This is a genomic window from Adhaeribacter pallidiroseus (genome assembly GCF_003340495.1).
In the GTDB taxonomy this organism is placed as follows: Bacteria; Bacteroidota; Bacteroidia; order Cytophagales; family Hymenobacteraceae; genus Adhaeribacter; species Adhaeribacter pallidiroseus.
The window spans coordinates 3,257,537-3,271,121 of the sequence record NZ_QASA01000001.1; the positions used below are offsets into that span (position 1 = coordinate 3,257,537).

Annotated in this window: 13 protein-coding genes; 5 read left to right on the plus strand and 8 right to left on the minus strand. The window is 40.9% G+C overall.

Annotated features, from left to right (window positions below; all coding sequences use genetic code 11):
- Positions 1 to 100: 100 nt before the first annotated feature.
- The 5 genes from AHMF7616_RS12905 to AHMF7616_RS12925 form a co-directional block, all read right to left on the minus strand.
- Positions 101 to 964 carry a hypothetical protein gene (locus AHMF7616_RS12905; protein WP_115373260.1) on the minus strand — a complete coding sequence of 288 codons (864 nt, stop codon included), beginning with the start codon at positions 962 to 964 and terminating at the stop codon, positions 101 to 103.
- Positions 965 to 1,599: 635 nt separating this feature from the next.
- The gene (locus tag AHMF7616_RS27950; protein ID WP_115373261.1) at positions 1,600 to 2,037 is read right to left on the minus strand and encodes a tetratricopeptide repeat protein; all 438 of its coding nucleotides are present in this window, start codon (positions 2,035 to 2,037) and stop codon (positions 1,600 to 1,602) included.
- Positions 2,013 to 2,228 carry a hypothetical protein gene (locus AHMF7616_RS12915; protein ID WP_115373262.1) on the minus strand — a complete coding sequence of 72 codons (216 nt, stop codon included), beginning with the start codon at positions 2,226 to 2,228 and terminating at the stop codon, positions 2,013 to 2,015. The genes AHMF7616_RS27950 and AHMF7616_RS12915 overlap by 25 nt, the downstream gene beginning before the upstream one ends.
- The gene (locus tag AHMF7616_RS12920; protein WP_115373263.1) at positions 2,209 to 2,502 is read right to left on the minus strand and encodes a hypothetical protein; all 294 of its coding nucleotides are present in this window, start codon (positions 2,500 to 2,502) and stop codon (positions 2,209 to 2,211) included. Before AHMF7616_RS12920 ends, AHMF7616_RS12915 begins: the two co-directional genes overlap by 20 nt.
- A gap of 240 nt (positions 2,503 to 2,742) precedes the next feature.
- Entirely contained in the window at positions 2,743 to 3,105 is a 363-nt protein-coding gene (locus AHMF7616_RS12925; protein WP_115373264.1) for a hypothetical protein, read from the minus strand.
- Between the two features lie 900 nt (positions 3,106 to 4,005).
- Between AHMF7616_RS12925 and AHMF7616_RS12930 the strand changes: the two genes are divergently transcribed.
- The 4 genes from AHMF7616_RS12930 (at position 4,006) to AHMF7616_RS12945 (ending at position 10,332) form a co-directional block, all read left to right on the plus strand.
- Complete coding sequence (locus AHMF7616_RS12930; RefSeq protein ID WP_233507520.1) at positions 4,006 to 4,740, plus strand: oxidoreductase; 735 nt, start codon at positions 4,006 to 4,008, stop codon at positions 4,738 to 4,740.
- Positions 4,741 to 4,910: 170 nt separating this feature from the next.
- Complete coding sequence (locus tag AHMF7616_RS12935) at positions 4,911 to 5,705, plus strand: SAM-dependent methyltransferase (RefSeq protein ID WP_115373266.1); 795 nt, start codon at positions 4,911 to 4,913, stop codon at positions 5,703 to 5,705.
- A 262-nt stretch (positions 5,706 to 5,967) separates the two neighbouring features.
- Entirely contained in the window at positions 5,968 to 6,642 is a 675-nt protein-coding gene (locus tag AHMF7616_RS12940) for a response regulator transcription factor (RefSeq protein ID WP_115373267.1), read from the plus strand.
- Positions 6,643 to 7,302: 660 nt separating this feature from the next.
- A complete protein-coding gene (locus tag AHMF7616_RS12945) occupies positions 7,303 to 10,332 on the plus strand; it encodes a ligand-binding sensor domain-containing protein (protein ID WP_115373268.1) in 3,030 nt (1,009 codons plus the stop codon).
- A gap of 40 nt (positions 10,333 to 10,372) precedes the next feature.
- On the opposite strand, the gene AHMF7616_RS12950 is transcribed toward AHMF7616_RS12945, so the two are convergent.
- Genes AHMF7616_RS12950 through AHMF7616_RS12960 form a run of 3 tightly spaced genes read right to left on the minus strand, consistent with a single transcriptional unit; the run spans position 10,373 to position 12,722 of the window.
- Complete coding sequence (locus AHMF7616_RS12950; protein WP_115373269.1) at positions 10,373 to 11,338, minus strand: succinylglutamate desuccinylase/aspartoacylase family protein; 966 nt, start codon at positions 11,336 to 11,338, stop codon at positions 10,373 to 10,375.
- The gene (gene rimK, locus AHMF7616_RS12955; RefSeq protein WP_115373270.1) at positions 11,338 to 12,252 is read right to left on the minus strand and encodes a 30S ribosomal protein S6--L-glutamate ligase; all 915 of its coding nucleotides are present in this window, start codon (positions 12,250 to 12,252) and stop codon (positions 11,338 to 11,340) included. Before rimK ends, AHMF7616_RS12950 begins: the two co-directional genes overlap by 1 nt.
- Positions 12,249 to 12,722 (minus strand): ATP-dependent zinc protease family protein, encoded by a 474-nt coding sequence (locus AHMF7616_RS12960; protein WP_115373271.1) that lies wholly within the window; start codon positions 12,720 to 12,722, stop codon positions 12,249 to 12,251. The genes rimK and AHMF7616_RS12960 overlap by 4 nt, the downstream gene beginning before the upstream one ends.
- 194 nt (positions 12,723 to 12,916) lie before the next feature.
- Between AHMF7616_RS12960 and AHMF7616_RS12965 the strand changes: the two genes are divergently transcribed.
- Positions 12,917 to 13,432, plus strand: coding sequence for a hypothetical protein (locus AHMF7616_RS12965; protein ID WP_115373272.1), 516 nt, complete (start codon positions 12,917 to 12,919; stop codon positions 13,430 to 13,432).
- The last annotated feature ends 153 nt before the right edge of the window (positions 13,433 to 13,585 follow it).

A 13,585-nucleotide genomic window follows, 5' to 3' on the forward strand; every position in this document is an offset into this window, starting at 1 on the left:
AATTACTTTAAATACATCACTCTCTACTAATAACTAAAAGGCGAACCCGGTTAAAAGCAATTTTTAACCGGGTTCGCCTTTAATCCATACGGCCTTTTTACTACATTACTACCGGTACAACCAGGTACTCAAAATCATCGGAAGAAATTAAGCTGTTGTCAGAAGCCTTCATAATTTTGCGATTGGTTACATATCCTTTTTGATCGAAGGCATACTTATATTTCCGGTATGCTTGGGTTAAATTATTGTTTACCACTTTTATATTACGCGTTCTCATGGGTAAATGCTTGCTGAAACTACCAAAAATAGCGGGATAGAAATCCAGATTTTCTATTTCGGCGTTAAAATGGTATTTGTCTATTTTTGGCGAGGGAAAATCGGTATTCGTGTACCAATAATCGTTAATAATCTTTATACCGCCAGGCACATGGTGATAGGTAATATTTACAATATCGCCACTCGAATTGTAATTAAAAGTCGTTGTCTCCTTTATGTTAGGATCGGGGTTGTAAATCTTCTTTAATTTACCGGTACTGCTATTGTATTCAAAACCATGAATTTCGGTTTTTACTACGGCTCCGTTTAGGGCATAAAGGGTGGTGAGTGATTTTATGGCTTTGTTACTGGAGTTTAAAGAATAAACTACTTTTTTATTAAGCTTACCCCCGATATACCTTTTAGACGACAAATACATGCTATTGTTTTCGGTGTACCAATCGTATTGTACATAAGTGTTAGGCGTCATTTTATATTTTTGCAAATGATGATCAACATCGTACTCCAGGGTAGCGCTGTTTTGCTTAATAAGGTAATGTTGCAAATACACCAGGTTATCTAAGTCGGCATCGACGGTGGTTTGTGCTTTGGCAGGTTTAGGTTTAACTTCTTCCTGCTCGCAGGAAAATAAACCCAAAAGAACCGTAAAAAGAAATGCACCAACAATAGATTTACTAAAATTTTTCATTGTGTTTTTAATTTTTAAAAATTAAATAATTGTTTAAAGGTTTTAGGTTGATAAATTTTTGGGGTTGTTACTAGTTTTAAATCGGGTACTTAATACGCCTCATGAACCTACCTATTCTAAGGGTCGTTAAGAGCAGATTATCTTATAAGGCTGTAATTTTAAAGGTTCAGATGCAGATTGGTTAACCGGATTGCTTTGAACGCTGCAAAACTAATAAGGCAAGCTCGTGGCTAGTTAACACGCCTGTAACAAATGCTGTAACAAATGTAACAAAGCCCAAAATAGCCTCATAAACAGGCTTTTATGGTTTTTAGTAGCCTGTTACGAATGATTTTTTAAATTTTTATAAAATTTACCCGACGGAACGAATCTTTTTCTTAAGGGGATTTAACCTGGAATGAAGAACTAGTGAAAAGTCTATCTTCAACCTAGCGGAAATAGAAAAATTTAAAAATTATGATTAAGGAATAACCGGCTAAGAATTGAAATTATTCTTAAGTTTCGGAAGGTCTGGGGGATGGTGTTACCCGAAGGTGCAGGTTTTTTTAATTTTTAAAGTATCCGTTTAGTTTAAAACAGACATCGGAGGATTTTGAAATTAATCGAGTTTTTAGAAAAGCAATTATTAAGGAGCGCTACCCTAGCACTGCTTTACATAAGCATTGTTTTAATTCGTGGTAGGTATTGCCAACGCAGTTTAAAGCAAAGGCCTTACTAATTTGATTATTAACCGAATCTAAAAATTTTATTGCTTTAAAATTACACTCCAGCGATTCTTTAAATTTTTTTTGATTTTGCAGCATCACTCCCAAGTAACTAAAAATAAGCCCCTGGCCTTCTATATCATTTCTTTTTTCAGCAATTTTTAAACTCTTGTAATAATATTCCAACGCTTTGGTGTAGTTGCCGGTATCTTCATAAATGATGGCTAAGTTTCCGTAACCTGTTCCAATTCCCTTCTCATCATCTGCCTGAATGTAATACTTTAAAGCAGTTTCAAAATTAATCTGCGCCTCTTTATTCTGGTTAAATTTATAAAAGTAATTACCTAAACAAGTGTAACTCGATCCAATGCCTTTTTATAATTTAACTTTTCGGCTAAGGCCAAACCCTGTTGAGCCAAGGATTTACTTTTTTCAAAATCGTTGGTCCAGTTGCGGTATAAACCCGATAATTTATTTAAAATGTTTACCCGGTTAGTATCCGCGGGGGTTTTTACCAGTACTTTTTTGAGGCTATCTATTTTACTGAAAGCTATTGCCATCGCCAGTTTCGTGGCTGGAACCTGCCTGACTGCCAAAGAAGGTGTTAAAGTGCCCCGTTTTATTAATTTGACCGCTCAAAGTGCCGAAAAAGGCATTGTGATAACCCGATGTGTTTGCGCCTCCAGAGAAATAACCGACAAAGGTGTTGAAATTACCAGTGGTTACCTTGCCAGCGTCTTTACCGGCGTAGTAGTTATTGTGTTGGCCGAAAGAGGTATGATTAGATAGAAGGATAGCTATAAGAGCGCTACCCAAAAGTTTTATGGTTTTCATAAGATAAATGGATTGATCGTTAGAAAGTAAATATTATTGTTGTTTTAATTGCGCGTCCGCTGTTTCAAGTTGTTGCACGCGCTTGTTCTTGGCATGATTTAAATAAGGTGTCTGGCCTAGGCCTAATTTAAAAAACTGCATCATAAGCGTAGACCCGGATAACCTGATCGAGGATTTTAAATACCTGACCTACATACTGCTTTATAAAACTTTTGCTGCGCTCAGGATTAACTCCGGTTGCTACTTACGAACGGCCCAAATATCTTCGTCGTAGTTCGCCGAACCAGAAGCCTCGTAGTGAATTTGCAAACTGTCGCCGGCCAAATTACCCGTGCCTTTTAAGGTTAGTTCAAAGTTGTTTTCTTTAAAAGTCTGGGCAGGAATGGTTAAGTTATTTCCCGATGCCGTGGCATTAATGGGCACGTACATAAAACCGCCGAAGTTGTGAATGATAAACTGATTACCTTCTTTCTTCTCAATAGTCAGGGTGTACGTGTCGTTGTTGCTGTCTTCGGAAACAAATTTACCCGCAAAGGCGCCGACTGGCATTACTTCGTCTTTGTCGTTTTTACAGGCTGGTAAGAACGTACCCGAAATTAACATGTAAAATACTACGGATTTGATTACTTAATTTTTTAAAAAGTTAATTGTTTTCATGGGGGATGAAGGTTTTAAATGGATGGATTAATTAGCGATAGAATAAGGTTTTACTAAATGGATGAATACTGTTGTAATAGGTTTGAGAGTAAATAAGAAGTCCTGCTTGCAAGTATTTTTAAGACGGCACAAAGGTAAAGCCCGGTTTATGTTCCTGGTTAACACTTTTGTAACAGAATGTGCCAGAATTGTAACATTCTGCTATAACCCGGCAAAAACATTAAAAAATAACAATACGGGATGTTCAAGAGATATTAGAAGTACCCGTTTAAGTAGTAAAATGGCCGCGTATTAAAAAACAAGCATCCAGATAAATCCTTAACCGGCAACCATTTAAGTTATTGATTACCAAGGGCGCATTTAACTAAAACAGAAAACAAGTATAATTAGATGTTTAGTTGTTCGAGTGTTTTCAGGCTGACAAGCCAACTTAAAGGTCTAAAATATTTATGGAGCTAATTTTAAAGCCAGCTTTTTTAGGTTCAAATAATATTTGTACTTTTCCGGCTTATGTTACAATAGTGTAAAAGAATGTTACACCTGTTATAAACAACACAGGAGCCTTAGCACCATTAAAAGAATATAATTTGTACAAAGCTGCTTTTTACCAGTAAAACCTTTAATCAATAAAACAAGCCAGTTGAAAATTTAAAAATGAAAGGTAGATGCAGTACTTAATAGCCTAAGCAGTAGTTTTTGAAGACGGACCCCAAATACTGGCATTTGGTAACCTGGTATTTTAAAATTTTTTAAATTTTAACCAATGGTTTAGAGAAATGGATCTTTCACCCTAAATTGTTTCGTAAGGTATAGATCAAGAAAACACTGGTATATTAGTAACATTTTTTGCGCCATCCCGAATACGCATTCAAACCATTGCATCGCATGCTTTCTACTGCTCCTAAAACTGCTATTATTGCCGGGGCCACGGGCCTGGTAGGTAGCCATTGCCTTAATTTGTTGCTCCAAAGTAACCGGTACCGGAAAGTAATTTCAATTGGCCGGAAGCTTTTGCCTTTGGAACATCCTAAACTGGAACAGAAGCAGGTGGACTTTGCTATTCTGGAAAGCTATACCCACAGTTTAATCGCCGACGATATTTTCTGCTGCCTGGGTACCACCATAAAAAAAGCTGGTTCCCAAGAAAAGTTTTACCAAGTAGATTATACGTACGTGGTTAAACTAGCAACCATTACGGCGGCTAATTTTGCTTCCCAGTTTTTGGTGGTATCGGCGCTGGGGGCCGATGCTAATTCCCGGATTTTCTACAACCAGGTAAAAGGCAAAATGGAAACTGCTATTAAACCGCTTTCTTTTTTAGGGGTGCATATTTTTCAACCTTCGCTCTTACTGGGGCAGCGCTCCGAAAAACGCTTAGGAGAGCAGGTGGCCCAGGTAATTGCCAAAGCCTTACCTTTTGTATTTATTGGTCCGTTGCGTTCGTACAAGCCCATTGCCGCGCGCAGTGTAGCCCAAGCCATGCTGTACGCCGCCGCACAAGATGGCGCGGGGATCAGTATTTATCCTAATTCCCGGATTGCCACTACTGCGCAACTAGCCGAGAGTACCGCTGGGCAATAAATTTTAAATTTTTTCGGCCTACTGCTCTAATCCGTTTCCTAACTAAGCTCTTCAGGAGTACTTCAACCTGTTTTCCGGAACAGAATTACATGATATTTGTGTAAAGCCCCGGTAAATGGTTAACCAATCCTATAGGCTGTACGTACCTCCGGCAAGAAACTGTTATTGGTATGTCCGCATCGGCTCAGAAAAAACTATCCGCTACTTTTCCTCGTTCGGCCCGCTACGACCTTCAGTGGGTACGGGAGCATTCAATGGGTGAAAACGTTTTATTTAATTTAGAAAGCCTTACTTCTTTAATAGCGTTACAACCCGGCATGCGCGTTTTGGATTTAGGCTGCGGCAAAGCTATTAGTTCTATCTTCCTGGCTAAGGAATATGGTGTACAAGTATGGGCCGTAGACGAAGCAATCTCTCCTACCGAAAACCTGGCACGGGTGCAGGAAGCAGGCCAAACAGAAAAGGTTTTTCCGCTGCAAGGCAACGCCCGTGAGCTGGCTTTTCCGGAAGAATACTTTGACGCCGTTATGGTAGTGGATTCGTATACCTACTTTGGTACCGATGAAAAATACCTGCCCTATATTTGCAAGTTTATTAAACCAGGCGGTTATTTAGCCATTGCGGATGTTTGCTTTACCCGCGAAATTACCACATTGCAGGAAGTACCTGCTTTTCTCCGGAAAGACTTTCAAAACTACTGGTACTTTATTCATGCTATTGCTTGGTGGCAGCAGCTCTGGGAGAAAACGGGTTTAGTAGAAATAAAAACCGCCGAAATCTTACCGGCCGCTAATCTAATTCGCCAGGAATACATCGGGGATTTTAAAGATAAAAAGTTTAAAGACCCATTCGCCCGCGCTCTGGCTGCCGATACCAACGAACTTATTTCTTTCTTCCGACTGATTGCCCGCCGCACCGAAAAGAACGCTTATCTCCAAACATATAAGCCTAAGCATAAAGGTTAAGTACCGCACAAATAACCTCTAAATCCAATAATGGTATAATTTGTGTTACAAAAATAGCTGGTAGGAGTTTTCTTTGAGATCATCCAATTCGTGAAATCGGGCATTTGTTCTCCTGATAATGATTAATCTTTTTTGTATTTCTGCTTTGCCTTGAAAAAGCCGTTGAGCCGGCTAAATCTAAGCTACTCACTGCCTATACTTGTTGTTTTATTACCTAAAAAATTAAAAATTTTTAAAAATTACCCGTTCAGAAGCAGCTCTTATGGTTAAAATTGCTATAGTGGATGATAATCTATTGTTGCGCAAAAACTTAGAACTGCGCTTACAGTCTTACCCCGATTTAGAGGTGCAATCGTTTAGCAGTGGCTTGCAGTTTTTAGAGGAAATTCAAAAAGTAACGCCGGATAATTTGCCCGAAGTAGTCTTAATGGACATTCAGATGCGCTCGTTAGATGGAATAGAAACTACTTACCAAGCCAAAGTTAAATTTCCGGGTATCGAATTTATTATGCTTACCGTTTCCGACGACGATGATACTATTTTTAGGGCGATACAAGCCGGGGCCAGTGGCTATTTATTAAAAGAAGAACCCGCTTCGGTTATTGTGCAAGCTATTTTGGGCACCAAAACCGGCGAAGCTTACATGTCGCCGGTAATTGCTAAGAAAGCCTTAAACCTGTTACGAGCGCAAAGCCCTAACCCGATACCAACTGGAACTACCCTGCCCGAGCCGCTTCCGGATAATTTATCAAAGCGGGAAATAGAGATTCTGGAGTTGCTTACTACCGGTAACAGTTCCCAAACCATCTCCGAAAAATTATTCATTAGCACCTATACCGTACAAACACACATCAAAAATATTTATCAGAAACTGCATGTTAATACCAAATGGGCCGCGGCTAAATTGGCCACCGATCATAAGTGGTTTAGTAAGTAAACCTCTTTAAAATAGTATTAAATTAAAAATATTTAAAAATCAAAACCGGAACGTATGGGTAATTGCGTACGCCAACTTTATTGCCACAGCACATAAGCTATTAAGCTAAGGCACCCGCCGCTTGTAACGGAGATGAGCCAGCATATTTGCTAAGACGGGAAAATGCAAAATTTCTTATTGCTTTTTTTAGAATTATACGTATGCACTGCATTTCTGCTATCTTCTCTATTAAATGGTTGGTTAACAAGTTCACTCAATAAAATATTCTTCCTTGGGCATTTGCATCCGTTTGCCCTATTTTTTAAAAATTTATTGATTAGGGGTAACAATCTCTTGATAACTGGTATCTAATTAGCAAGGCCGGATAAGCCTAGCTGTTTATGTTTATCCGGCCTGCTGAGAAAACATGAAAAAGCTTTCTATTTCGGGTAAAAGCACTACCGGCCGGCGAACGCAACCATCTTATAAATAATAATTATCCGAAAGTGCCAGTAAGTCACCGAAGTTTAAATGCTTTATTTATTACCAAAGTCTTGTTGCTACTGTTATTTTAAACTAACTAATTTATAATCATGCTTTTCATTATTTAAATCTAGGTGTAAGATTATACTGGTATAAAAAATTAAACTCCCACTCCCTTGGTAAAACTTTTACCCGCGCATGCTAGCTTTCACTCGATTTATAGGTATCGTAATCATTTGTTTTTTTAATTTCCAGGCCTGGGCGCAGCACGTCTATCGCAATTACTTAAACGAAGAAGGCTCCAGCAATGCTACCATTTATCATGTGCTGCCCGATTCAAAAGGATTTATCTGGTTTGGCACCGAATACGGCGTTATTCGATTTGATGGCAAAAATTATTTGAAGCTTACCGTGAGCGATGGGCTTTCGGATAATGAAGTGTTGAAAATTCAGGAAGACTCGAAAGGCAGAATTTGGTTTTTAACTTTTAACGGCCGCTTATCTTATTATTACAACGGAAAAATTTTTAACGAAGATAATAACCCGGTTCTAAAAAAAGCCGGCGCCCTGGCTACTTTAAATTCGTTCTACGAAGACCAGTCCGGCAACCTTTGGTTTAGCGGGTATTATAATCAAATTTTAAAAATTTCGCCTACTAACCAAGTGCAAAAGTTTGATTTGGGTAATCAAAAGAGAATTCCTGAAATTGGAAAAGGCACCTTTTTTTATGAAGATAAAAGCGGCGAGTTATTAATCGTTAGCGCCAAAAACTTTTACACTTTCCGTTCTAATTACGAGATAAAACCGCGTTTTTTTAAATTTAAAATTCAAGGCCTAAAAACTTATTACAGCAACAAACCTAATTATCTGCTTTTTTTATCAAAGGCCGGTTTAGTTGAGATGCAGGATACGGTACAACGCCTGCTCATCCCCGCCAATCAATTACCAACCCTTACGCAGCTCAACACTATTTTCGTAGATAAAAACCAGTCGCTGTGGCTCAACAGTTTAGGGGATGGAGTATACCAGATTAAAAATTTCAGAACTAACCCGGAGCCCTACCAGCATTTTTTGTCCGGTAAAATCATTACTTGGATAGACCAGGACAAAGAAAACAACTTGTGGTTTACATCGGCGGAAGAAGGAGTTTATATGTTACCCGGCAATCACTTGGAATTTAGCTCTTTTTCGTATACCCAAAAAGAAGGACTAACCTCCAATAATATCTTTTCCATTACAAAAGATCGTAAAAATCACATCTGGTTAGGTTTAGGCAACGGCCTCATTAATCAAATTACTCCTACGGGCATAAAAAAGTATAACATAAATTTTAGAAAAGCTCCTTACAACCGGGTTCTAGATTTATTTGTGGATAACAAAAATGTTATTTGGGGTGCCACCGACATGGGGGCGGCTAAGTTAGTACCTCGCAAAAAAGGGAAATATCGGGTGCATAACATGCTTTACCATAATGATGCGCGCCCCTACGCAGTAAAATCTATTGCCCAGGCTCCTTCCGGGAAAATGACTTTTGTACATGCCGCTGGCATTGAAGCTTTCAGGAAAACAATTGATCCTAAAAACCCATATTGGGTAGCACCCATTGCCGGCGTTACTAGAAACCGCACGTATACGCATTTTTACGATCATGCCGGCACTTTATGGTTTGCTAATTTAAACGGTTTGCAAAAGTATATTAACCCCGGTACAATTATAAACTACGGCATTAATCATTCTTTATTATCCCGCCGGATTACCGATATTTCGGAAATGCCGGACGGCAGCCTCGTACTGGCTACTTATGGTTATGGATTAATTGTTTTTAATAAAGATCGGATTACGCATCATATCACCAAAAAAAATGGCTTAGCCGAAGATATTTGCAAAAAAATATTTGTGCGGGGTAGTACCGTTTGGGTAGCTACAACTACCGGTTTAAGCAAAATAGTTTTTAAAAATGGGGCTATCGCCGAAACCCGGAACTATTACAGTACCGATGGCTTATTATCTAACGGCATTAATGATATTTACGCCGATGCCCAAGGCGTGTACATTGCTACATCTAAGGGCTTAAGTATTTTAAAAGATCGTAACCAGCAGATGCTTACCACGCCTCCACCGGTATATATAACGCAGGTAATAGCGGGCAAAAAAGATGTTACCGGAATAACTGGTAGTAAACTGAATCATCGGCAAAACCGCTTTATTTTTAATTTTATTGCTATCACCTACCAAGATCCCGAAAACGTAAATTACGAGTATCGTTTACACGGCGTTAACAGCAGCTGGATTACTACCGCCAATAATACCGTAGAGTTTTCGTCTTTAGCTCCCGGCAAGTACGTGTTTGAAGTAAAAGCGAAAAAGCGAAACAGCCATTGGAGTAAACCCATCCGCTTTTCTTTTACTGTTGCGCCTCCATTTTGGCAAACCTGGTGGTTTATTGCTGTTGCTATTGTAGGTGTTTTGGGCACGGTATTTTTAATTAGCTGGTACTTTCTGCAGCAAAAATTAAAAGCAAAGATTCGTCAGCTCGAAACGGAGCATAAAATTCAATTGGAACGCGAGCGCATTGCCCGGGATTTACATGACAACGTTGGTTCTCACCTAACTTACATTGTGAACCGGCTCGACGATTCTCCCCATTTTGCCCAAGCGCCGGAGCAACTAAATCAAATGGAACAATTACGCGATTTTACGCGGCAAACTATTACGCAGCTCCGCGAAACAATCTGGGCCATCCGGAAAGAGAATGTAGCGGTTGGGGAGTTAAACGCTAAACTGCAAAAATTACTGTGGCAAATGGTACCGCCCAACGGACCACTAACGTACCAGTTTAAATCTTCGGCCAATGAGACTATTTTACTTACCTCGGTACAAACGCTGAATATTTTCCGAATTGCCCAGGAAGCCCTCACGAATATTCTCAAGCACAGCCGCGCTACTTTTGTTACGGTTTACGTGAGCACCGTGGCGGATAAATATTTACAATTACTTTTACAAGATAACGGCATTGGCTTTGAACCATCCGGAGTAAATCTGGCAGATCACTATGGTTTAACCAACATGCACGAAAGAGCCGCCGAGTTAAAAACCACGCTGGAAGTGAAATCTGAAAAAGGAAAAGGTACACAAGTAATTTTGCTGGTAAACCTCACCGATGCTGCCCCACCTGCGGCGGCTCCACTTACTATTCAGAGCACGCCGGTACATACTCATACACTTTGAAATTTTAAAAATTTCTTAATTAGTGGAAGCTGATTTTAAATTATTGGGTTTCCTCCATCACCGGAATACCTACGTGGAGCAAAGCATCTCCCTGGTTCACAACAGTCATGTTATTTAATCCGATGATGTAGCCGGTATACGGACTTTTCAAGCGTAATTCCATATCGCCGTAAGGATCGGCCAGGCTGCCATACACTTCGTCTTTTTTTAGAAATTGGCCTATGCTAACCCGCGTGCGAAATATGCCGGAAACCTTGGCCCGGATCCAGTTGGATTTTTGACAAACAATGGGTTTTACGGGCAATTTGCTCATGGTATTGGCTTGCAGGTTAAGTTTCTCCATTACTCGCAGGGTACCCTTAATGGCCATTTTAATACCGGTTTCATCTAAGCGCAGCGACTCGCCCGATTCGTACACGATAATGTACTTACCCCGCTGAAAAGCTTCCTTCCGCAAAGATTTAGCCCGTAAAGCAGCATTTAAGATAAAAGGCGCCCCAAACGCCTCTGCCAGCCGCTGGTTTTCGGGATATTCTGTTAAACACCGGATTTGCGGATAGTTGGTGCGGCTGGCCCCGCCCGTATGAAAATCAATACCGTAATCGATGTACGGCAGAATTTCCTGGGTAAAGCGGTGAGCCACCCGGCTGGCCAGAGAACCCGTTTTACTACCCGGGAAACTCCGGTTTACGTCTTTGCCATCGGGTACTTCGCGCGAAAAATTTAAAAAACCGTAAATATTTAAAATCGGAATGGCAATAATGGTTCCGCGTTGCGGATACAACATTTTCCCCCGGATCATGCGCCGGATGGTTTCGATGCCGTTTACTTCGTCGCCGTGCATACCCGCCATTAACAATAATACCGGACCGTCTTCCAGGGCCCGGTACACATAAACCGGAATGTCAATGATAGTACCGCTAGGTAAACGGGAAACTAAAAGCCGGGTTTGTACATTCTGACCCGGTAAAATAACCTGGCCGTTTATCGCGATTTCTTTGGGCATTATTCTTTAATTATCTTGGAAGCCCGCTTTTCTTTTTTCTGCTCCACCAAGTTCGCGGTATATTCTATTATTTTACTGGCAATATCGGTTTTAGTGGTTTTTTCGATTCCTTCCAGGCCCGGTGAGGAATTTACTTCGAGAATCAAGGGGCCTCTTTCGGATTGCAGCATATCTACCCCCGCAATGGCTAAATCCAGCACTTTAGCGGCTTGCAAAGCAGCGGCCTTTTCGGCCCGACTAAGTTTAATTAATTGCCCGGTACCACCCCGGTGCAGGTTCGACCGGAACTCCCCTTCTTTGCCCTGGCGTTTCATAGCGCCAACTACTTCGCCGTTAACTACAAACGCCCGGATATCGGCGCCTTTCGATTCCGAAATAAATTCCTGGACAATAATGCGGGCTTTTAAGTTATGAAAGGCTTCAATCACCGACTCGGCGGCTTTATCAGTTTCGGCCAGCACCACGCCTAAACCTTGGGTTCCTTCCAGTAATTTAATTACCAACGGGGCGCCGCCCACCTGGGCAATCAACTGGGTAACGTCTTTGGAGTAATTGGTAAAGGCTGTTTTGGGCATACCTAAACCTTCGCGCGATAATATTTGCATGCAGCGCAGCTTATCCCGCGACCGCACTATGGCCTGAGAATTTACGGCGCTTTTTACTTTCATCATTTCAAACTGCCGGACTACTGCTGTACCGTAAAACGTAACCGAGGCCCCAATTCGCGGAATAATGGCATCCACATCGGTTAACTTAACGCCTCTGTAGATAATGGCCGGTTGCCCGGCTTCAATCACTAAATCGCATTTTAAATGGTCCAGTACTACTACTTCGTGCCCCCGCTGCTGCCCGGCCTCTACTAACCGTTTGGTAGAATAGAGCTTGGCGTTGCGGGATAAAATGGCTATTTTCATATTTTTTTATTTTGCTGCTTTCTAAGTTTTGCTTTTGCGGATAGATTTTTATGAGCCACATCCACCATAAAATTTTTCCGGATGGCGGCCCGGCCAATTAAAACCGGGTATTTCATATCGCTGCGGTCAGATAGCGAAAAATCCGCTTCTATTATTTTATTAAATAATTGGATTTGGGTCCGGATAACGTAGCGTTCCTGCACGTCGCCAAAAGAACTTTTAATATCGCGTTGAGTAAACTGGTCGAATTCAAAAATTTTCTGGTGGTACAAGGGGTGCGATGGATCTAACAAGTTAAAACGAATAACGGGCCGGCCGTCCGGCAAAGTAACTTCCCGAATAGCTGTACAATGAATGGCCGAAGTATAGGCACCGGTATCTATTTTGGCTTCTATGTCAAATAAGCCCAGAGCCGGAAAATCAATCAGCTCCCGCCGGCCAATTATTTTTTTCTTCTTTTTTACTGGCATACTCGTGCTGGTTAAACAATTACCTGGCGCCTTGTTCTGATCAAACTTGATTTTTTTACCCCGTTTACCGCTTCTAGTACGTAAAAGTAGTTACCAGGCGCTTTTTAACGTAAAAATATTTAAACGGCCTTGCTAACATTTGTGGCGTATTCAGCCGTATAAACTGGTATTGAGACTGCTACCAACCAAGCCTTATGAAAAAATATATTTTATTTATCGCCTTATTAGTACCTGTATTGCCCGCAGGCTCTAAACCCGTAGAATTATTAACGAACCAATCCGCCGCCCGGGGGACTGCTACCGTGGCCGAACTGGCCAACGTGGTTTTTACGGCTGTCCAAAGCAACGACTTTGAACAGTTACCCTTGTACGTACCCACCGATACGGAACTGAGTAACTTAAAGAAAAAATCGTCGGAGGATTTACAAGCCGTGCTGCAAGATTTAACGGCCGAGGAAGTAACGGCTACCCTTCGGGAAGCTTTTAACACCGTTATTCAGGAAGGAATTGATAAAACTTTAAACTTAACGGAACTTACCTTGGGCGATGTGCGGGAAGGAAAAGCCAGTCCTAAAAATAAAGTCTTAATTCCGGTAACGGCCATACTTACTACCCGCGCCGACCAAGTGCTGCCTTTACAGTTCGAAGCTTTAAAAATTAACGGCCGGTATTTTTTGTTTCAACGCCTGGAATGGCAAGCCGGCAACTAAAATTTACTTTATTTTGCCTTACCCAGCCGGCACTTAGTTCAGGGTCTTGTACAAGTTGTACCGTATTACTCCAGCGGTTAATAGCTCTTTTTACAATCACTTAGTTCAGAGTCCTTTATAAGTTGTACCCGCAACTTCTTAAATTTAATGGAT